Origin of the sequence: Vibrio fortis (genome assembly GCF_000695685.1) — a bacterium.
GTDB classification, from domain to species: domain Bacteria; phylum Pseudomonadota; class Gammaproteobacteria; order Enterobacterales; family Vibrionaceae; genus Vibrio; species Vibrio fortis_A.
The window spans coordinates 214,492-234,593 of sequence record NZ_JFFR01000027.1 but is presented as its reverse complement, the minus strand read 5'-3'; the positions used below and the strand labels follow the sequence as shown (position 1 = coordinate 234,593).

Genomic DNA, 20,102 nt, shown 5'->3' with positions numbered 1-20,102 from the left:
CTTGTGTATTAGTGGGTATCGTGATCTGTCATTCAATGGGACTACGCGCCTAGTCTATCAAGGATACTATCTATATATTGTTCCAATCTTTCAGGCCACTTCTTCTAGATTGAAAATGATAATAGAGACTCAAAACAAAGGAGAATACTGAACTGACGAAAACGGCACTAAAGAACGTATCAATAAATCTCGCCTCCTCCTCAGCCAAACTAAAGAGATAAGTAATAACAAGATACACAATGAAGAATTCAGTGAATTTCAAAACCACGTTTTTGTGAAAAGATTCCCAATAAACGGGCTTCAACGCGATGCCTCTGCTTCTTAAAAATCGGTATAAAATTGTTTTGTCTGTATTACGTGACAACCCGACAGAATGTAAATAAGTGTCAGCTCTTGCTAGCTTTTCCCGATCAATCATTAGTGCTGTCCCTCAGTCAAATCGAGGAGATTATCAGACTAAACCAACGCGCATTTCGAGGCTCTTCAAACTTTTATCGTCGAAATAAGTTCACGGTTGCAGCTTTTTAGCATTTAGAGCGGGATTGACACTTAAGATGGGATAACCAAATCTGCGAAGAGAATCGGCATTAGGAACGTTACTAATTAAAATGATTCACTAACTATTATTCTGTAAGTGGTCTGATAGCCTCATATTGGCCATTCGTACGATTTGTCGTACAGGTTGCAGCTGGATCTCAGCAACGATCACTGACACTAAACCTGAAAACACCAACGGGATACCTATTGAAACAATATACAACAGTGTACCGCTTAGCGTCGATTCTCCCCAGAAACTGAGCAAAGACAACAAGATAGAAAAAAATGTCAAAGATAATCCGGCAAGTTGAACCCAGGAGTGGCTTGATACGACGAATCGATTTGAATAAGCATTTTTACGGATAGTCGCTTTGCCAGTAATTGCACTAATCTTAACTTTTATACCTGAATCTCCCCCAGATACTTCATAGCCCTGAGCGACCAATTCATCAATGATGTTCTCCATTCAACATTCCTCAAATCGTACGTCATCAGTGTTTATTATCATAAAAAACAACACACTAAGCGTGCTACTTCCTAAATATTAGATACGCCATCAATTGTACAACTGCTAGTTTTTCCATAGTAGAAGTCTATGTTACGCAATAGGTGATTTACTTAACGAATGCTAAAAATGGGACCATAAACCCAACACTTGACCGTGTACGGTAAGGTGTTTATATTGACGCCGCCTAACGGGCACACCCTAAAATGCACATCCGCCATCCTGCCATCATTGGTGCATTTATATTGGTGTTTCTTACACTCATGTTGAACAAACTACGTCCTTTTACTCGCGAATCGGGTGCTCTTATGCAGCTTTCGATTCCAATCATTCTGACTCAAATTGCAACACAAGCGATGGGCTTTGTGGATACCACCATGGCCGGCCAGGTGAGCCCTGCAGATCTTGCTGCCATTGCCTTGGGAACCAGCCTTTGGATCCCTGTACTGCTGTTATTGCGCGGTATTATCATGGCGTTAACGCCGGTGGTGGCGTACCACAGAGGCGCGAGAGACTTTCGAAGTGTCTCTGTCGAGTTCTTCCAGATGGTTTGGCTAGCGCTGATCGCTAGCGTCATACTGATTGCCTACCTTGTTAGCGCCAAACCTATTTTGGAGTGGATTGGTGTTGCTTCAGAGATCATCCCAATTGGTAGTGACTATGCGTTCGCACTGGCCTTTGGTGTACCGGGCATTGCTCTGTTCTACACCTTGAATGGCTTCTGTGAAGGCATGAACAACACTAAGGTACCGATGATCATCTCCGTCATTGGCTTATTGGTGAATATCCCGGTTAACTACGTTCTGATTTACGGTAAGTTTGGTTTCCCAGAAATGGGCGCTGTTGGTTGTGGTTGGGCGACGAGTTTGGTGTACTGGATGATGTCGGGCATGCTTTATTCATACATCCGCACACATCATCATTACAAGACGATTATTAACTTCTCTGACGCAGCACCTAAAGCTAAAGAGATGTTTCACTTGCTAAAGCTTGGCTTACCTATCGGTATGAACATTGCCGTGTGTGGCAGTATTTTTGCGGTTATTGCGCTTATGATTGGTCGTATTGGTGCCGAAAACGTTGCTGCTGCACAAATTGCACTGAATATTTCGAGCATGACCTACGTAATTCCAATGAGCATCTCATTTGGCATTACCATTCGCGTTGGTCATGCCCTAGGTGAGAAGAACGAACTCAGTGCGATTGAGCGCAGTAAAATCGGCATTTTAGTAGCGGCAATGATTTCACTGCTATCAGTTGCGACTTTCTTACTGTTTCCTGATTGGATCATTCGACTGTACACGACGGACCCAACCATAAGTGCTACAGCAGCCACACTGCTTGTTTTTACCGCCATGTACCAATTTAGTGACGCGCTGCAAACATCGGCGAATGGTGCTCTACGTGGATACAAAGACACTAAAACCCCAATGTTTCTAGCGATTGCATCTTACTGGGGCTTGGCATTGCCGATGGGTATGGTACTCGGCCTCACCGACTATGTGGTTCCGGCTATGGGTGAGACAGGCTTTTGGGTAGGCATCTTAACAGGGTTAACCGTCGCTGCTGGCTTGATGCTGCTTAGATTGCGTTACGTAATTAAACACCGTGATATAGAAGCATTCAGCGCCGCATAAGCTACAAGAAGACCAGAAAAAAGGCGATCCATTGGATCGCCTTTTTTATTAAGTTTTAACGCAACTATCGGTTAATTGCTAAATAGGAGCCTGCGGCAATCATGATACCACCAGCGCTCTGGTTTAACCTTTTGTGAGCACGAGGCGTTTTCAACAATGTCACCATTCGACCTGCCCCCATCGCAATCAGCAACAAGCCCGTCATTAGAGCGACAAACGCTAACATAGCAACTAGTACGATATCTTGTGAACGTAGTACAGTAAGATCGATGAACGTTGGCAAGAACGAAATGTAAAAAAGAATCACTTTCGGGTTTGACGCAGAAATTAAAAAGCCTTGCGCAAAACTTGCCAGTGCTGACTTTTGGCTTTGCTTAGCAACTTGCTCTGCCGATCCCTGCACTTCAGGCAGGCTTCTGAACATCTTGTACCCAAGGTAAATCAAGTAAGCAGCACCAACGTAACGAATCACTTCGAAGGCGAATGACCAATTTTCTGCAACTGTCGCTAAACCAAAACAGGCAAGCACGAGATAAATCATATCACTGCATGTCATTCCTAACGAAAGAGTGATGCATTTTTTCCAACCGTGAACCATACCGCGTGCCAATATGGCAAACACGCCCGGCCCTGGTGTAATGCCGAATACAAACATGGCTATAAAAAATGTAACCGCACTTTCAAATGACATCCTCTGCTCCTCCTTTACACATGTGCTTGAAGAACTTCGAAGCTAACACGGAGTTTACTATTGAGTAAAGATTAAACATCGACCCACTCATTGACACAGGTAATTAATCATTGATTACACAGCTCAAGGATTCTAGTTCGCATCGCTTGATTAACACTAAAGTGCGCATTCAAGAACTCCAACTGTGCGACTGCAGACTCCGGCGTAAACTCATAGCCTTGAGTAAATGAGGGGAGCATCTTGGAAAACTCTGGAAAACGAACTTCTAATCTTCTATCCGCCATAAACACATCCACTAGCGCTGGATTAGGTTGTTCGATTCGCTCTGCCAACTCAATTAAACGATCAAGAGCAAAGGACTGGACAAAACGCATACCAGACAGCTTCTCACCTCGATTATAACGACACATTCCAACATAAAGGTTGGTCATCGCCTCCCCAATGATCCACTCTAAATCGTTATCTTGATTCTGCTCTTGCTTTGGTGGAACACAGAAATCGGTATTAAAATCAGATTGTTGCCAAACGATGCGGCCTTCTGAAAAAGGAATACCCGCTAACTCTTCCGGCTCAAACACAGCGAATTCACAGAAAACACCATCGCTGTACAGTACTTTGTAGCCATCAACCGTATTTCTTACCGCGTAATCAATCGGCTTTATATCCGATAACCAAGCAAGACTGTCTAGAAACGCTTGTTTATGGCCTTTTTGGACAATCGCAAAGAAGTCAATGTCAGAATACTCATCCAATCGCTCTAGCTCTAAGCCTACGGAGCCGAGCCCAAGCAAAGCGTGTGCTTTACCTGTCCCTTCTAACGATACACCTATCTGGTTTAGGCGCTCTAATAATAATTTAGGTCTATCCATAATTCTTTTCTCGCTTGTTGAGTCACATCAACCTAACGAAAATCAAACGATGGAATAAGCCTAATTTATAAATTCTGTGTATAGGATAACCATTTGTATGGGAAAACTTGACCAAGTCATTGTACGGATTGAGGTTTAAAGGGAGCAAATTGGAAGATCAACACCGTGAAAACAAAAAGCGCGTTGCAACCAAAAGAGCAACGCGCGATATCATTCAAAAAGAAGTTCTACTTAGCATTCGTCATTAACAACACGAACTGTACACTCACAACCACCTACTGGACACTTGCTACCATCCGAACGACCAAAAGAGTCGTAAATAACATAGCAACCTGAAGGGAGGTCTGCATCAGGAATGTTGGTACTATCAAGCTGTGCTTGCGTGAATGAATGGGTATAACCAATCACTGTGTGTCGGTTACCAAATTCCGACGTCAAACTTTCATCGTCAGATAATGTTAGGAAATCGAGCATGTTAAGTTTATCGCCCGACTCGCCTCGGCTTTCTGGACATAAGGTGCCCCAATCGACTTCAACACTACCGATACCAAAATCAATCACGTAGTTGCTTTGATCACTTGGATTCTCTGCGCTAGGGTCAAGCCCTTGAATAATGGCTTTCGATACAACTTGAGCATTCACACTGTCCATTGCACTTGCAACGCCTTCTAACACGGCTTCTCGCGCTGATTCTTGGATTCCCAAAAACCTTGGTGCAGCTGTCACAGCGAGGATGCCGAGTATGATCACAACGACAATCAACTCTATGAGAGTAAATCCATTTTTCTTCATAACACCCTTACCAATAACAGCAAGTTCAATAAAAAACCTGAATGAATATTCTAAAACTATACACTGTCATTACCGAGGAAGACATAAGTCGTCAATCGCAATTTGACCGCAGTCTTGAAATGAAGAAACCTAGGAAGCTGTTGCGTATTACTTAACCGCACTCAGTTTTGTGCAGTTTAAATTAAATAGAACTGCGAAATTCTCGTGGGCTCACACCAGTTTTTGCTTTAAAAAGCTTGGAGAAATGTTGAGGATACTCAAAACCCAATTCATAGCCGATTTGAGTGATACTGTGCTCTGTCTCAGCCATCAAAGTCTTAGCACGCTCTATAACAAACAAATGGATATGCTCTAGCGCGTTTTTGCCGGTCTCTTTCTTTAACAGATCGCTTAAATAATACGGAGAAAGCCCAAGCTCTTTACCACAGTATTGAACCGTAGGAATACCAAGCTCGAAAGGTCTATCGCCTTGATAGTAATCGGCGAGTAATTTGCTCAAACGGTGAATATGGTCATGGTTCAAGTCTGCACGCACAATAAACTGGCGATCATAAAAACGGTTACAGTATCTAAGAAGTAGCTCAATGTTGGAGCAAATTAATGACTGAGTATGCTTGTCGATATTAGCTTCTGTTTCGTTGCCAATATTGAGCGCGATATCTGTCACCATGGTTCTTTCGCGCTCTGACAAGTGCAGCGCTTCGTTACTCTCGTACTCAAAGAAGGTGTAGTCGAGCATTTTTCCATAAAGATCCGACTTAGCAATCAACTGTGGGTGAAAAGCCAACGTCCAACCGATTGAATCCTCAACATGTTCGCTAGGAGCAATACTCACTTCTTGTTCAGGAGCGAAGAATGTCATAGTACCAGTATCAAAATCGTAGGTTGTCTGCCCGTAACCAATGCTGCAGTTGGCGCCATCCTTGAGTGAAATAAAGTACAGACCGAACCCTAGAGTCAGATGTTCGTTGAACTCTCGCGTGATCTTAGATTGATCAATCAATGTCACCAGAGGGTGTGTCGGTTTCGGTAGCCCTAAAAACTGGTGTAACTCAGAGATGGTATTTATCTGTACTTTGTTGGTCATAATCACTCTCCAGACGCTTTACTTAATCGTTACAAGCGTTACTGAACAACGGCTCTCATTGTAGACTCTAATTCTGCGTAATATGGGTTCCATGTTAAGCGAGCATGGATGCGCCCTTTTTCAGTATAACCCCAAGCAGAGAACCATGTCGGCTCACCATTCTCACATGCTTCGGTATCTGATTTGCTAAAACTATTCTCACAAATAATCTTTTCGCCCTTCTCACCGTAGTAGCTGTTTTCTGGGGCGAACAGTGGGCTCATGTGTGACGCTGTGCTTATTCTAAGATCATCACGATGCATTGAGTAGACTTGAGTCTTACCTAACTCGTCAGATTGCTTTTGTTCCCCATACCACACCAACTTGCTATTGGGATGGGTAAAGTGGTTCTCGAAGTAATCGTACAGAGCTTGCGAATCAATCACACTATCCGCTTCTGCAGTTACTAACAAAGTTGGGATATCTAACTCTCTGACTTCAATTTTGTCACGGAACACTTGTGCACTCTCAGAATAGGCTAAAGCACTATTAATCGGCGCAGAGCTGTATCTCGCAAAATTATTCTCCTCAGCGTTCCAGCCATCAGTAAACAGAGCGACAAAGGGAGTGAATTTTTCTAGAAATGGCGTGACTGTTTGGAACCCGGGAGAGAACAGCATCAGCCCATCTACTCCGTCATTATCCATCGCATGAATAGAGACAAGGTTTCCTCCTGTCGAGAAGCCGCCGAGCCAAACTTGAGCATGTTCTTGTTTAAGCAGATTCGCATAATGGTCAACTAAAGTTTGCCAGTCTTGGTACCGAACCAACTTCATGTGTTCAGGGTTGCTTCCGTGACCCGGTAACAGTACGACTTGTACATAAAAGCCCTGCTCTACCAAAGATGTCGATATATCACTAAAGCTGAATGGTGAATCGCCAAGGCCGTGAACCAAAAGAATCGCCTTATCTGAAGTCGGGTCGCCTTTGCTGTATGGGACGTTCATTGACAGCTCTTTGCTATGGTCTTCAGCAATGAAAGCGCGATTTTCTGACAACCACTCGCTCGTCGTATCCACATATTGTTCAAACGAGGGCTGAATATAATCGTAATACTCGCTAGATGTATGAAGAGGCTGATGAGTTTCATTGACGCTGGAGCACCCCATTAAAACTAACGCGGCTAGAGAGATGGCGACTAGTGGCTTGATGATCTTCATGGGGCTCCTCAACATCTTAGAATTCTATTGACTAAGCAGTGATACGTTCTACTGGCCAATTCATGGATATCACTATTTTAAGGAACCCTTGCGCTCACTACTTATACAAATCTAAAAAAATAGCGTTACTTCATTAATAAAAAATACACGCCAAGATATTGAATATTAGATAGTTATTTCAAAGCTTATCTATAATCTGGAGATCTGGAAAATGTATAAGTCGATCACTAAGGAAGATTAGGTATATGCAGTTTCTAACCGGTGAGAGGCATAGAAGCGAGAGTGGGCAAAGAGGTTCTTTGCCCAGTTGATTCATTTTGCGTTATTTGATTAGACGGACAATCAACGAACCTGGAGCACGAAGCGTTTCAAGGTTGTGGCTAATGACAGTACCAGATTCAGGCGCTGTGTATCTCAGTAACTCCTTGCCAAGTGAATCGTATTGGATTGCAAGCAAATCGTTCTTTTCCACTTTCTGCATCAACGAAACCTGTGGCTCTACAAAACCGCCCTGCTTTGCTTTAATACTTATGATCTTATCGCCTTCTAGTGGGCTGTTCAGTTTAGACACTTCACCTTCAATGACGCCTTCCACTATTAGGATGTTCATAACCCCTTGAGTTGCACGTTCCACCAGTTCACGTTCAAAATAACGACCAGAGCCTACTTCCACCGTAATACTAGGCACACCGTGTGTGTTCCAAGCCGTTTCCAACACCCCTTTCTCACCCGGATCGTTCAAGACCACATCAGCGTTCATAAGAGCCGCCATCTGTTTTGCTTTTTCAACTCTGTAATCTGCGAAAATATAGAGTGGATAGCACGTCCCTGAGGTTTGCGTGTGCAGGTCGATCGCAATATCAGCGTTTGGCAACAATAGGTTGTTCCATAGCGTTCCTAGATAGCGCTCAACTTCATTCCCCTCAACATTACCAGGGAAGAAACGATTGAGGTTTGACGGCGATGTATCAGGATCGACAGGGAAGAAATTGCGACTGTGATTTAAAATACCGCTCACGTTAATCGTTGGAACAATAGTGACGCAACCCGCGATATCCTGCTCAACGAGTCTTTGTGCAACTTTCATTGCTGTCATGATACCGTTCTGCTCATCGCCATGAACACCAGCAGTAATCACGACTTTCTTGCCCTCATTGCGTCCTTTAAAAACTCGAACAGGTAACTGTTGCCATTGCCCGATAGCATTGGTCGCTACAGCAAAGCTTAACGTGTGATCACCCGACGGGAGATCATCCACATTCAGTGAGTGAAGGTATTCAATAACTTGCGTTTGATTATGTGTCGCCATTTCTGACATATCGATTTCCAATAGATTTAATAAACAACAAAGGCGAGTCTCAGCTCGCCTTTGGTCGTAGTGTAATATAAGTCGGTCAATTAATTCGCGATCGCGAATTACTTTTCAGAGATTAAGCAAAGCCCATCAGGTGTGCTGCAATAACGACCACGCTTGCTAATACAAACAGCAGGCCAATAAAGCGACCACAGAACTTAACCCATACACCCCAATCGATGCGACATACACCCAAAGTTGCCATTAGAGAAGCAGACGTCGGTACGATGATGTTAGTAAAGCCATCACCCAGTTGGAACGCCAGTACTGCAACTTGACGAGTTACACCTGCGATATCCGCCAACGGAGAAAGCAGAGGCATGGTTAGTGCTGCTTGACCAGAACCTGACGTCACGAAGAAGTTAAATACAGATTGGAAGACAAACATCAGCCAAGCTGCCATCACGTCTGGAAGACCACTAATGAAAGAGCCTGCGCTATTTAAAATCGAGTTTAGTACGCTCGCTTCGCTACCAGAACCACCACCTAAAATTAGAAGGACACCTTTCGCACAGCCTACCAGTAGTGCAGGCGCTAGCATCATTCCTGCCCCCTCTTTAAACGCATCTGCTGCGTCATTAAGAGACATGCCGTTCAAACGAAAAATAGCGCCGATGATTGCCACGATAAAGCCCATAGTGAAGAACTGAGAAGCAATCTCTGGGATGTACCAAGCATGAACCACTACACCGTAAATAACCCAACCAGTAGTGCCCGCAACAGTTAACATGACTAACGTATCAGCAAAAGACCATTTCGCAACAGGTTGATCATCTTGTTCTTGCTTGCGGAAATGTTTGTCAGTTGCAAAGGTAAATGATGATTCTGGGTTCGCTTTAATTCGTGATGCATACAACATGGTGAAACCAATACCGACAACCGTAAAGCATGCCCACATCACCATACGGAAGGTCATGCCAGATAGTACAGGAATGCCAGCGATACCTTGCGCGATTGCTACTGAGAATGGATTCATCCAAGACGTTGCAAATCCGATTTGAGTCGCAACGTAAGTTACCATCACGGTAGTAATACTGTCGTAACCAAGTCGTACCATTAGTGGGGCAATGATAATCGCAAATGCGACCGCTTCTTCACCCATACCGAAGACTGCACCACCTAAAGAAAACAGTAGAAACAACACTGGGATAAACAGTGCTTCGCTGCCTTTAGTTCTATTGATTAGGTGAAGAATACCGTTATCAATGGTGCCTGTGCGAATAACAACGCCAAACGAGCCACCAATGATCAACATGAACATGATTACGCCAATTGCGCTACCCCACTTCGAGCCTGATACCAGACCTTCAAATGGGAAGTTCATTAGACCAATACCACCACCAGATGCGAAGAAGCCAACCGTGTTGTAGACAAGCTCACCGTTTTCATCTGTTGCGTAGCTAAAAGAAGCAGGGTCGATAACGGTGCGCGTTTTTTCTGCACCATCAACAATGAAAGAGACGTCTTGGCTTTCAAAAGTACCAGCAGGAATGAAATAAGTCGCTGCTGCGGCAAAAATACCGATCAGGAAAATCAGGATCAGTGTATCTGGCAGTTGCCATGATTTAGTTTTCTCTAGAGAAGAGATAGAAGATGCTTGAGACATAAAAATTATTATTCAAAAAATATGCATAAATTATCAACAAAAGCACAAGTTACTTCAACCTAAATTTTCAATTTTAATGAATTAATAATCTATATTTTAATCATAAATAAAAAATAATTACTATTTTTGAGTAAATTTTAAGCATTAACAACCAATTAACTATATCTACAACAAATCAATCACACCACTTTAATTTTCACATCAAATGCAAAGATCATTTTTTCGACAATACTATTTATGTACATACATAATCTCATTAATAGGAAGCAAACATGAATAAAATGATCACCTTGCTCTCACTAGGATTAATGACCATCAGTTTTCCGTTACTGGCATCAGGACATTTCCAGGTAAACGAACAGCTCTCTACGGTTAACTTTGCTTCGATAAAGAAGCAGTATGTCGTTGAACCCGCTGTCATATCGGGCATAAGTGGTAAAATCGACGATAAAGGAGTCTTGGAGCTCACAATCCCACTTAATATGCTAGATACTGGTGTATCTATACGAAACGAAAGATTAAGAGCGATGTTCTTTGATGAAGAGAAGTTCCCATCAGTCAAGGTGACTGCATCGGTGCCTGAACAACTGATGGGTAATGAAGACCTCGCAATGCAGAAGATGCTTCCAGCGACGGTTGAACTCTACGGCCAGTCAAAAGAGCTCATTTTTACTGTAAACATCGTCAAGTCTGGAAGCCATTTAATGGTGTCTACCGCCAAGCCAACCGTTATTTCAGGTTTCGATTTCGGTATACCTGAAGAGAGCCTAAGCAGTGTGTCAAATACCGTGGGTAACATCGCACTGTCACCCAGCGTACCTGTGAATTTTTCACTAGTGTTAGAGAAACGCTAACTCTAAACTTCAAGGCTTGGGTAATCACATACTCCAAGCCGTTCCTAGAGGCTCGCTATAAGGATTACTGTTTTTTGGAGCTAAATGCACCGAGATTTCAGCCTAGATGTTAGATGAGCCTTTCAACTGCGACTCATCATTTCCTACTTAGCGGTGTCATTAACGTCCACCAGCAATATCAATAAAAGTACCCGTGACATATGAGGCTTCGTCAGATAGCAACCATGCTATAGATTCCGCGACCTCTAACGGTGTTCCGCCTCGCTTGAGTGGGATATTAGGCGCTAAGCGTTCAACGCGGTTAGGCTCTCCACCATCGGCGTGCATATCGGTGTGAATGAAACCTGGTCTAACCCCATTGACTCGAATGCCTTGCTCAGCTAACTCCAACGATAGGCCTTTAGTTAACGAGTCCATTGCACCTTTGGAAGCGGCATAGTCTATATATTCAAATGGTGCACCGATTCGAGAGGCAGCCGATGAGACATTGACGATTGCACCCGGACCATCGAGTTGATTGATGAATGCCTTACAACACAGAAAACAGCTTCCAATATTCGCAGCCATGACTTTGTTAAAACGCTCATAGTCAATGTCTGCCAAGCGAGATTGAGTGAAAAGAACACCAGCATTGTTCACCAAATGTGTTACCTGCCCTAACTCTTGGTTTACTGCAGAAAACATAGCTTCCACTTCGGATTCTATAGACGCATTCGCTTGAAAAGCCATCGCACTGCCACCTTTAGCGACAATGTCTGCAACCACCGAATTTGCTGCACCGTGGTCTTTACGATAGTTAACACAAACACGGTAGCCTCTACTTGCTAGCAAAAGGGCTGTTGCTGCGCCAATACCACGCCCACCACCAGTGACGATTACTACTCTCTGCATCGCTTTTCCTTATCTTTCTGTGCCAATAGTGAAGACACATTGCATTATGGACGTGAGTCCAACGTTTAGTGGATTCTATGAAATACCACTCATTACCTTGTAATACACCAGGCCAAACAAGCCCGCGAACACCAAAACAGTAATCAAGATTTTTAACCAAAGAAACTTCATATCTACCTCTACCTTTATTTTTGCTTTTATCTGGAAGTTGATGATATGCAAAAGAAATGTGGTGAACAAGGCGTGCTACACAAAGCTACTGGTTAGATCAAAAAAGCAGAGCCATTATTAGCGGCTCTGCGTCGATTATTGGCTAAAATCGTTTATTCGTTAACAATTAACGCGATTAGTTAGCTGGGCGCCACACACCCCATTTATCCTTCTCGTATGTCGCTTGCGGGTTATCACCACCTTGAACCCACCATTGCGCTTTCCAGTTTTGGGCTGCATAGGTCACAATCTCACCACCAAGGTAAGTTGTGGTCGCGCTCCAAGCATCGCCATCGTCTGGATCTGGAGTCGGCGTTGGTGGCGGTGTTACTTCATCATCAGCAATCACTTCAAAGCTAAAGGTCTCTACACGCTCACTGTTAATCGCATTCGCAGAGAATGTCAGCGTTTCGTTTTGTGAAACAGGTGTAGTATCAATCAGCACAGAAGCCGTTCCGTTATTCTCAATCGTTACCGATGTGCCTGAGGTTTGAATAAAGTTTGCTGGTTCTTCCGTTGCAATTACAACTTTATCACCTGCGTTAACCACTTTATCACTCTTAACAAGTTCATAGATGTCGCCCGCTAATGGCTCAACGTTACCATCACCATCTTTAATTAGCGTAAGTTCACCTGAAGCGCGGCTGTCTCTTGAGTTAAAAAAGTTGCGTGACGGTTCGTTTTGGAAATACATGTAGTGTTCCATTTCCGCGTGCCAATCACCGATGAAGACTGCACCATCTTTAAACTCTTCATGCCAACCATTAATTTCAGATGCTAGTAGTCGCTCCCAATCATTAACGTTTGATGCATCGATCTTAATATCGAAGCTACGCGCTACGTCACCATATTTATTGATAATGTCGTACTGGACAGTGTCGCCAATAGCAGGTGTCGCGAAGTCCGTTGGAATGTAAAGTTCACCGCGAACAAGATCAGGTTGTGGACCCGGCTCTGGTGGAGGCGTTTCACCATTAACAATCGTGATATCCGAACAGTTGTAGAAGCCCTCGCCTGCCGCGTCATCACGCTGCCATCGCACGAATAGAATAGCATCACCAGAACGGTCAGATGGAATAGTGACATCCATACGGTACTTTCCGTTGTTCACAGGAACATCACCTTCTGTTTGGATTAGATCGAGATCGCTCCAAGCTAACGCTTTGCTTAAATCTGCGTTTGGCTTAGTTAAGTAAAACTGCCAAAAAGATGGATTGTGTGGTGCGGTTGCATTAAATACGAACTCAAATGTGCCAGCATTGACTTCAGTGCGAGTCCAACCAGTGTGTGGCGCTCCCATACCTTGTTTCTGTGGGTCATTTGCATAACACAGTGTGCCGTCAGGAATGGCAGCACGAACAGCATTCATGTTGTTGAAGTCAGTGATATTTTTTGCGTATTCGTTGCGTTGAACAAAAGGGTAAGTACCAGAGATATCTTTGGCGTTCGCACAAGCTGCATTAGGTGGGCTACCTGACCAGATACCACCTTGTTCATAACAGATGTTTTGACGAGCGCTTGGAAACTCTGACCAACCGTGCGCGTGAGCAGTTGTAGACATACCTGAAAACAGGGCCATGCTTACTGCTAGCTTTAACATATTTTTATTTGCAGTCACTTTTTAACTCTCTACATTTATTATTTTACGTTTCTCATACGTGATAACTCAAAGCACCACTGCTTTAATCACGTTGGACTATTTTCGTTTCGAAAACTAAGAAAATAATAGTTATTCAAGAGATCAATTAAAGACAAAGTTTTTTTGAAAGGAATTAAAGTCACAATTTTACATATTAAACACATTTCATCTGGATTTTATATAAATTCAACAACCAAATAAAAATCAACAACTTAAATTCAAATCACCGATAATTCTGTCAACTTCAACAAGTAAAACCAGTTATTGATATCAACTTCATATATTTAATCTAATAATAAAACCCGTGTGATATTGTGCCCATTTGTTATTTAGATGAATCTAAATTAATAAAACATAACATTATTAACATTAATATAAACCAACATTTAAATAGGTGATAATTATCTATGATGTCGAATTTATAATTGTTAAAAACCTCGTTGAACCAATATTTAAATATAACTTCATTTCGCATGGCCTCTTCCACTGCTAGCAGCATTCAAAAGGTAATCGATAAACTCTTTCTTTCGCTTAGGCATAAGTTGCCTCTCAGCATACACTAGGCTGACACTGACTCCAGGCATCTGATAGTCAGGAAGCAATTGAACCAATGTCCCTGATTCAAAATGCTCGCGACAGATGAACTCTGGTAAGACTGCGATTCCCAAACTGTCAATACAGGCACTCAGGCATGCGGTCACGGTATTTACTCTTAGCTGAAATGGTAACTCAATCGGAACCTGCTCACCGTTGGGAGGGGTGATAGTCAGCTTTGGTACCCTTGCTGCTTTATTTGACACTTGAACCATCTTGTGTGGAGGAACCAGATCTTCATGTGATTCAATATCCCCAAATTTATCTAGATATTGGGGACTGGCGACAATGACTCGCGTCGAGGTCGCTAAGTATCGCGACACCAAACTTGAGTCGACAAGCTCGCCAATCTGCGCATAGACATCGATCCCCTCACCCACAATGTCGACTTCACGGTTGGTTAACTCTAAATTCATCGTCACATTTGGATATTCATGAAGGAATTGATGAATGTAAGGCGCCAATACTTGCTGACCCAGCTCTACAGGGAACACGACACGAAGTGGTCCCCGTATCAAGTCTTGATTGGCTGTCACTTCCAGTTCTGCTTGATTCATGATTTCAAGCATCTGCAAACTCGATGTGTAGAAACGTTCACCTTCTGGCGTTAAAACCAAACTTCGAGTAGATCGCGTGATCAATCTCACACCTAAGTGCTGCTCTAACTCTGCCAACTTACGACTTACCGTGGATTTTGTCATATCCAAAACTTCCGCTGCGTGAGTGAAGCTTCCACACTCAACCACTTGTACGAAAACGGACACGGCGTTGAGATCCATCATTAACCTCTGCTTTTAATTAGTAAGATTTGTGCAACAGTGCTTCTTATTTTTCCTATCTTATCAACCAATCGATTTCATTTACAATTCGTTACATCTATAAAAACGAGATCGAATAAAATGACTGATTCAGCGCCAACAGCTCAAACAAAAAACAAGAAACGTAACAAGGCACCACTGATTGCAACCGCGATCATGTTAGCGCTGGGCCTTGGTGGCGGTAGTTACTGGTACGGCTATGGCCAATATTTTGAATCAACCGATAACGCCTACCTACAAGGCGACATCACTAACATTAGCCCAAAAGTATCGGGCTACATTGTCACTTCGCATGTACATGACAACCAAATCGTCAACAAGGGCGACCTATTGGTTGAAATTGACGACCGTGATTATCAAACCGCACTATCCCAAGCCAATGCTCACCTCGCAGTTGTCGAAACAAGTGTGTCCAATCTATTGGCTCAAAAAGAGCTTCAAAACAGTCAAATTCTACAAGCTGAAAGTCGCGTTGACTCAGCCAAAGCAGAATATGACCGCGCAATACAACAGACGCAGCGCTCGCGCAGTTTGCTCACTCGAAACTATGCCTCTCAAGATGAGGTAGACAGTATGTTAGCCCAACAAAAAGTTGCCCTAGCAGCGCTTGAAGAAGCGAAGGCGAATCTTGTAGCAAGCCATGACCAGTTGACCGTTATCGACAGCGAAATTGACCAAGCAAAAGCTTCGGTAACAGAGGCAATCGCCCAACGCGATCAAGCTCAGCTAAACCTTAACTACACCAAAGTATATGCTCCCGCGTCAGGTGTGATTGGTAAACGAAGTGTCCGTGAAGGTCTTTTAGTACAAGCTGGTACGCCGTTAATGAGCTTGGTGCCAAACGGAGATATCTGGATTGAAGCCAACTTCAAAGAGACACAACTCAATGGTATTCACCAAGGTCAGAGCGTCGAAATTGAACTTGATGCATTCCCAGGCCAACCACTAGAAGGCAAAGTCGATAGTTTTTCACCAGCCACCGGCGCGAAGTTCGCTCTGCTTCCACCAGAGAATGCGACAGGTAACTTCACCAAGATTGTTCAACGCGTTCCTGTGAAGATCACCATACCCGATCAGAAAGAACTAAAAGGTCGCCTGCTACCTGGATTGTCTGTTGTAGCAACAATCGATACTCGAGGCTAAATCGATGAGTGAAGTTATCCCCTCCTCTACACCACGTGAGCAGGAAAATGCTGAAGTGCCAACACGTCATTGGATCGCTCTATTTGGCGGCCTAATCGGTGCGTTTATGGCGATCTTAGATATTCAAATCACCAACTCATCGCTCAAAGACATTCAAGGTGCACTCTCGGCAACGCTAGATGAAAGTTCATGGATCTCTACTTCCTACTTGGTTGCAGAGATGATTGCGATTCCACTTAGTGGTTGGCTATCTAAAGCACTCGGTAAACGTCGCTACCTTACATGGACAACAGCGATTTTCACGCTTTCATCGTTACTCTGTTCGTTCTCTTGGAACATGACCTCAATGATCGTGTTCCGCGCGATGCAGGGCTTCAGTGGTGGTGCGTTGATCCCACTTGCTTTCTCACTGGTCATCCAACTGCTGCCTCTCAACAAACGAGCAGTCGGTATGGCACTATTCGGTGTAACTGCGACGTTTGCGCCTTCGATTGGTCCTACTTTTGGTGGATGGTTAACTGAGAACCTGTCGTGGCACTACATTTTCTACATCAACATTCCGCCAGCGCTTTTGGTAATCACCATGATTCGCTATGGGCTCGATGATGAAAAGCTCGATTTAGGTTCGCTGAAAAAAGCGGATTGGTTTGGTATTGCCACAATGGCACTCGGGCTTGGTTGTTTAGAGGTCGTGCTAGAGGAAGGTAATCGTGAAGAGTGGTTCAGCTCAAGCTTTATCGTCACGCTTGCCATTATATCTGCAGTCAGTTTGGTCTATTTCATCATCAACGAATTGCAACATAGGAAGCCGCTAGTTAACTTGCGTTTACTAAAGGATCCCCAGTTCGCAATGTCTTGTATTGCCTATCTAATTTTAGGCATGGCATTGCTTGGCTCTATCTATGTGCTGCCTATGTATCTAACTCAGATACAGCAATATAACGCAATGGAAATTGGCGAAGTGCTTATGTGGATGGGTTTTCCACAACTGCTGATTTTTCCTCTGGTGCCAAAGCTTACCCAGATCATCAAACCTAAGTACCTCGTCACATTTGGTTTTGCGATGTTTGGTTTAAGTTGCTACGTGAATACCCATATGACTGTCGATTTCGGTGGTCAGCAGTTGATTCTTTCTATGGTTCTGCGCGCCATTGGTAGCCCGTTTATTATGGTGCCTTTATCACTCGTAGCCATGAAGAACATCAGTAAAATGGATACGCCTGACGCCTCTACGCTTACCAATGTGATGCGTAATTTAGGTGGGGCATTTAGTATTGCGATCATCGCAACATTACTGGACAACAAGACTCGTGAGCATCTTGCGCATATTAAAGAATCGCTTCCTTCTGTAAGCCAATTGGGCTGGCAAACATTACAACAGCAACAAGCATTCTTCATTCAAACAGGCAGTGATGCAGCGACAGCCATGCAACAGGCACAAGCCAGCCTACTCGGCACAATGCAGCGTGACGCTGCTATCATGGCTTACAATGATGTGTTCTTAATGATGACTGCGTTTCTCGCCTTTGCATCATTTCTTATACTAAATATGAAGGACTAGTGACCTTTGCTCGTTCATGGATGAACGGCCGCCGATAAAATGCGAATCATTTCGTATAATATTGATGATTACCAATGTCTTAAAACCATAAATCGCCTTTTCCCCTCACTTGACATTATGCATCTAGACACCTAAATTCTAAGTTAGGACAAAAAGCTAGGATAGCTAGAACAATGACAATGAAGTTGCCACCCGATCTCAGCATTTTGATTGTCGATGATTCAAAGAGTGCCACCATACTCATAAAACAACAATTAGTTAGCCTTGGAATCTCGCACGACAAAATCTATATCGCCACGGACTACCGCCAAGCCATAAGAACCGTGGAAAGACACACCTTAGATGTACTCTTGATTGACTATCATCTAGAGCAGACATTTACAGGGTTCGAGTTGCTTGGCATCCTTTATCGTAAAAGATTGATTGATCATACTGTCGCCACGATTTTGCTGTCAGGCGATATGCGTCAGGAAACCGTGTTAACCGCCTTATCTGGCGAAGCTCATCATTTTATATCTAAGCCAATTAAAACACCGATACTTGGAGATAAGATCGCTCTTGCTGTTGAAGAGTCCCATCAAATAACACAGCAGAAACAGTACTATCCGATCGATACTCCCTCCTCATTACAGCAAGCATTGTCAGTACCTAATACTCAAAAAAGTGTGCAATATGAAGCAAGCCTAATCGAACATTTGATTGGCAATGAACAATGGGAACTGTTGGCGTATGTTCTTCGAGAATCGACAACCAACATGCATCCAACAAAACTGGTTGCACAAGCCTTGGTACTCGATAGCTTGGGCAAGGCACAAGAAGCAATCGACAAACTTCATAACTATCTTATTGCACGCCCTCTATCTCTCAATGTGATCGACTGCTTGAGCTGTATTTATGAAAAACACAACATGCTGCTCCCAGCATTAAAGTTGGCTATTCGTGCGTTTGAACTCACACCGAGTATTAGCCACCGTGCAATTAGAGCCATCGATCTTGCTGAGAATGCAGATAACACTCAAATCTTGATTAAGATGGGTCACATGTATGCAACCAACATCTCGCCGGCAGATATCGACGTTATCAACTCTATTTCTAACTACTTTCACTCACTTCAGGTGGCTTACGAAAAAGAAGATAGTATTGCCAATAAACGTACTCTGCTCGAACAGGCGAACCAATTCACTAATCAAGTGAATTTGAAGCTCACACAGCATCAACAGCAACAAGTCTTAGCCGCCTTGGCTGTGTTCCAGTGTCAAGTTTTGCATTTGGAGGGCAATCATCAGCTCGCGCATCAAAAGCTAATCAGAGCTGCGGCACTGCTTTGTCATGTTCTAAATGAAACCCCCACTGTTCTACTAAGCCAGTTACTTCCTTTGCTCAATATTTATGGTGAATACTCTTTGTATCAAGACCTAGGAGATCTCATTAAGGCGCGTGGGGAAGTGATTAATCAACTAGCTCTTGGCAGTGACACAAATCCAATAAATTGCATCAATATGGATAGCCTAGGGTCTGTACAACAGCTTAAAGACTACATTCACACTTATCCCTATTCCGTTGCTGCGAAACTTGACTATCTGTTTGCCGTCAACAAAACTCAAACAGAAGAACAACTTACTAACGAATTCATGGCGCAATTACAACAATTGGAATTGCCTTATAAATGGAATCAATGGATTAGTGAATCTGTCAGGTCCGGTTTTTCTACCAAACCACCTAGCCCACTTTCACTATGTAACTGACAGGAGTCTCTATGCTAGATTTTGATGCTTTAAACGCCTATTTGGATAATGATAAAGACATGATCTTCGCAGTTCTATCTACTTATCAAGAAGACCACGCCAATTCTCTAGAAGAGATTCAAGAACTTGTCGCGCAACAAGATTGGGGTAAATTACACTTTACCGTGCATACGTTGAAGGGAATATTGGTCAGTTTTGGAGAAGAGACAGCAACCTCGGCACTAGAAAACGTAGAACAAAACGCACTCAAAGATCTCGCCCCATCCGACGATGATCTCGCGGTTATTTACACTGAAGTAAAAGTGATTAACCAACAGATAGAAGAAGTGCTCGCCACCTACTAGTCAGACATAGTCAAAGTATAAAGGCT

18 protein-coding genes are annotated in these 20,102 nt (G+C 43.4%); 6 read left to right on the top strand and 12 right to left on the bottom strand.

The features are described 5' to 3' along the window. Window positions 1-70: 70 nt before the first annotated feature. Both VFDL14_RS25125 and VFDL14_RS05975 read right to left on the bottom strand, forming a co-directional pair. The gene (locus tag VFDL14_RS25125) at window positions 71-418 is read right to left on the bottom strand and encodes a DUF6404 family protein (RefSeq protein WP_032552470.1); all 348 of its coding nucleotides are present in this window, start codon (window positions 416-418) and stop codon (window positions 71-73) included. Window positions 419-616: 198 nt separating this feature from the next. Further along, complete coding sequence (locus tag VFDL14_RS05975; protein WP_032552469.1) at window positions 617-1,003, bottom strand: hypothetical protein; 387 nt, start codon at window positions 1,001-1,003, stop codon at window positions 617-619. A gap of 302 nt (window positions 1,004-1,305) precedes the next feature. Here VFDL14_RS05975 and VFDL14_RS05980 point away from each other — a divergent pair, with 302 nt between their 5' ends. Continuing rightward, the gene (locus VFDL14_RS05980) at window positions 1,306-2,679 is read left to right on the top strand and encodes an MATE family efflux transporter (RefSeq protein WP_032552468.1); all 1,374 of its coding nucleotides are present in this window, start codon (window positions 1,306-1,308) and stop codon (window positions 2,677-2,679) included. A gap of 64 nt (window positions 2,680-2,743) precedes the next feature. Here VFDL14_RS05980 and VFDL14_RS05985 read toward each other — a convergent pair whose 3' ends face one another. The 7 genes from VFDL14_RS05985 to yfcC form a co-directional block, all read right to left on the bottom strand. After that, window positions 2,744-3,370, bottom strand: coding sequence for a LysE family translocator (locus tag VFDL14_RS05985; protein ID WP_032552467.1), 627 nt, complete (start codon window positions 3,368-3,370; stop codon window positions 2,744-2,746). A gap of 107 nt (window positions 3,371-3,477) precedes the next feature. Further along, window positions 3,478-4,239, bottom strand: a complete 762-nt coding sequence (locus tag VFDL14_RS05990; protein ID WP_032552466.1) for a hypothetical protein — start codon at window positions 4,237-4,239, stop codon at window positions 3,478-3,480. A 231-nt stretch (window positions 4,240-4,470) separates the two neighbouring features. After that, entirely contained in the window at window positions 4,471-5,031 is a 561-nt protein-coding gene (locus tag VFDL14_RS05995; protein WP_084181900.1) for a type II secretion system protein, read from the bottom strand. Between the two features lie 181 nt (window positions 5,032-5,212). Then, window positions 5,213-6,118, bottom strand: coding sequence for a helix-turn-helix domain-containing protein (locus VFDL14_RS06000; RefSeq protein ID WP_032552465.1), 906 nt, complete (start codon window positions 6,116-6,118; stop codon window positions 5,213-5,215). Window positions 6,119-6,156: 38 nt separating this feature from the next. Next, window positions 6,157-7,317, bottom strand: a complete 1,161-nt coding sequence (locus tag VFDL14_RS06005) for an alpha/beta hydrolase (protein ID WP_032552464.1) — start codon at window positions 7,315-7,317, stop codon at window positions 6,157-6,159. 322 nt (window positions 7,318-7,639) lie between these two features. Further along, window positions 7,640-8,626 (bottom strand): succinylglutamate desuccinylase/aspartoacylase family protein, encoded by a 987-nt coding sequence (locus tag VFDL14_RS06010; RefSeq protein WP_032552929.1) that lies wholly within the window; start codon window positions 8,624-8,626, stop codon window positions 7,640-7,642. A gap of 121 nt (window positions 8,627-8,747) precedes the next feature. Continuing rightward, window positions 8,748-10,277 (bottom strand): putative basic amino acid antiporter YfcC, encoded by a 1,530-nt coding sequence (yfcC, locus tag VFDL14_RS06015; protein ID WP_050487458.1) that lies wholly within the window; start codon window positions 10,275-10,277, stop codon window positions 8,748-8,750. Window positions 10,278-10,549: 272 nt separating this feature from the next. On the opposite strand from yfcC, the gene VFDL14_RS06020 reads away from it, so the two are divergent. Continuing rightward, complete coding sequence (locus VFDL14_RS06020; RefSeq protein ID WP_032552462.1) at window positions 10,550-11,131, top strand: YceI family protein; 582 nt, start codon at window positions 10,550-10,552, stop codon at window positions 11,129-11,131. 159 nt (window positions 11,132-11,290) lie between these two features. On the opposite strand, the gene VFDL14_RS06025 is transcribed toward VFDL14_RS06020, so the two are convergent. The 3 genes from VFDL14_RS06025 to VFDL14_RS06035 form a co-directional block, all read right to left on the bottom strand. Continuing rightward, window positions 11,291-12,022, bottom strand: coding sequence for an SDR family oxidoreductase (locus VFDL14_RS06025; protein WP_032552461.1), 732 nt, complete (start codon window positions 12,020-12,022; stop codon window positions 11,291-11,293). Between the two features lie 346 nt (window positions 12,023-12,368). Next, the gene (locus tag VFDL14_RS06030) at window positions 12,369-13,832 is read right to left on the bottom strand and encodes a lytic polysaccharide monooxygenase (RefSeq protein WP_050487482.1); all 1,464 of its coding nucleotides are present in this window, start codon (window positions 13,830-13,832) and stop codon (window positions 12,369-12,371) included. A gap of 503 nt (window positions 13,833-14,335) precedes the next feature. Then, window positions 14,336-15,244 (bottom strand): LysR family transcriptional regulator, encoded by a 909-nt coding sequence (locus VFDL14_RS06035; RefSeq protein ID WP_032552927.1) that lies wholly within the window; start codon window positions 15,242-15,244, stop codon window positions 14,336-14,338. A gap of 120 nt (window positions 15,245-15,364) precedes the next feature. Between VFDL14_RS06035 and VFDL14_RS06040 the strand changes: the two genes are divergently transcribed. The 4 genes from VFDL14_RS06040 to VFDL14_RS06050 all read left to right on the top strand — a co-directional run bounded on the left by VFDL14_RS06040 (window position 15,365) and on the right by VFDL14_RS06050 (window position 20,076). Further along, window positions 15,365-16,426: an HlyD family secretion protein gene (locus VFDL14_RS06040; RefSeq protein WP_032552459.1), complete on the top strand. Its 1,062-nt coding sequence runs from the start codon at window positions 15,365-15,367 to the stop codon at window positions 16,424-16,426. A gap of 4 nt (window positions 16,427-16,430) precedes the next feature. Continuing rightward, window positions 16,431-17,987: a DHA2 family efflux MFS transporter permease subunit gene (locus VFDL14_RS06045; protein WP_032552458.1), complete on the top strand. Its 1,557-nt coding sequence runs from the start codon at window positions 16,431-16,433 to the stop codon at window positions 17,985-17,987. A gap of 173 nt (window positions 17,988-18,160) precedes the next feature. Beyond that, a complete protein-coding gene (locus tag VFDL14_RS0123385) occupies window positions 18,161-19,732 on the top strand; it encodes a response regulator (RefSeq protein ID WP_032552457.1) in 1,572 nt (523 codons plus the stop codon). Window positions 19,733-19,743: 11 nt separating this feature from the next. Then, complete coding sequence (locus tag VFDL14_RS06050) at window positions 19,744-20,076, top strand: Hpt domain-containing protein (protein ID WP_032552456.1); 333 nt, start codon at window positions 19,744-19,746, stop codon at window positions 20,074-20,076. Window positions 20,077-20,102: the final 26 nt, after the last annotated feature.

What these genes read in the sequence shown, in the direction of transcription:
- VFDL14_RS06035 (WP_032552927.1), bottom strand. Translation starts at nt 15,244, where the DNA reads ATGGATCTCAACGCCGTGTCCGTTTTCGTACAAGTGGTTGAGTGTGGA.
- VFDL14_RS05990 (WP_032552466.1), bottom strand. Translation starts at nt 4,239, where the DNA reads ATGGATAGACCTAAATTATTATTAGAGCGCCTAAACCAGATAGGTGTA.
- VFDL14_RS06045 (WP_032552458.1), top strand. Translation starts at nt 16,431, where the DNA reads ATGAGTGAAGTTATCCCCTCCTCTACACCACGTGAGCAGGAAAATGCT.
- VFDL14_RS0123385 (WP_032552457.1), top strand. Translation starts at nt 18,161, where the DNA reads ATGACAATGAAGTTGCCACCCGATCTCAGCATTTTGATTGTCGATGAT.
- VFDL14_RS25125 (WP_032552470.1), bottom strand. Translation starts at nt 418, where the DNA reads ATGATTGATCGGGAAAAGCTAGCAAGAGCTGACACTTATTTACATTCT.
- VFDL14_RS06040 (WP_032552459.1), top strand. Translation starts at nt 15,365, where the DNA reads ATGACTGATTCAGCGCCAACAGCTCAAACAAAAAACAAGAAACGTAAC.
- yfcC (WP_050487458.1), bottom strand. Translation starts at nt 10,277, where the DNA reads ATGTCTCAAGCATCTTCTATCTCTTCTCTAGAGAAAACTAAATCATGG.
- VFDL14_RS06005 (WP_032552464.1), bottom strand. Translation starts at nt 7,317, where the DNA reads ATGAAGATCATCAAGCCACTAGTCGCCATCTCTCTAGCCGCGTTAGTT.
- VFDL14_RS06000 (WP_032552465.1), bottom strand. Translation starts at nt 6,118, where the DNA reads ATGACCAACAAAGTACAGATAAATACCATCTCTGAGTTACACCAGTTT.
- VFDL14_RS05980 (WP_032552468.1), top strand. Translation starts at nt 1,306, where the DNA reads ATGTTGAACAAACTACGTCCTTTTACTCGCGAATCGGGTGCTCTTATG.
- VFDL14_RS05995 (WP_084181900.1), bottom strand. Translation starts at nt 5,031, where the DNA reads ATGAAGAAAAATGGATTTACTCTCATAGAGTTGATTGTCGTTGTGATC.
- VFDL14_RS06025 (WP_032552461.1), bottom strand. Translation starts at nt 12,022, where the DNA reads ATGCAGAGAGTAGTAATCGTCACTGGTGGTGGGCGTGGTATTGGCGCA.
- VFDL14_RS05985 (WP_032552467.1), bottom strand. Translation starts at nt 3,370, where the DNA reads ATGTCATTTGAAAGTGCGGTTACATTTTTTATAGCCATGTTTGTATTC.
- VFDL14_RS06030 (WP_050487482.1), bottom strand. Translation starts at nt 13,832, where the DNA reads ATGTTAAAGCTAGCAGTAAGCATGGCCCTGTTTTCAGGTATGTCTACA.
- VFDL14_RS05975 (WP_032552469.1), bottom strand. Translation starts at nt 1,003, where the DNA reads ATGGAGAACATCATTGATGAATTGGTCGCTCAGGGCTATGAAGTATCT.
- VFDL14_RS06020 (WP_032552462.1), top strand. Translation starts at nt 10,550, where the DNA reads ATGAATAAAATGATCACCTTGCTCTCACTAGGATTAATGACCATCAGT.
- VFDL14_RS06050 (WP_032552456.1), top strand. Translation starts at nt 19,744, where the DNA reads ATGCTAGATTTTGATGCTTTAAACGCCTATTTGGATAATGATAAAGAC.
- VFDL14_RS06010 (WP_032552929.1), bottom strand. Translation starts at nt 8,626, where the DNA reads ATGGCGACACATAATCAAACGCAAGTTATTGAATACCTTCACTCACTG.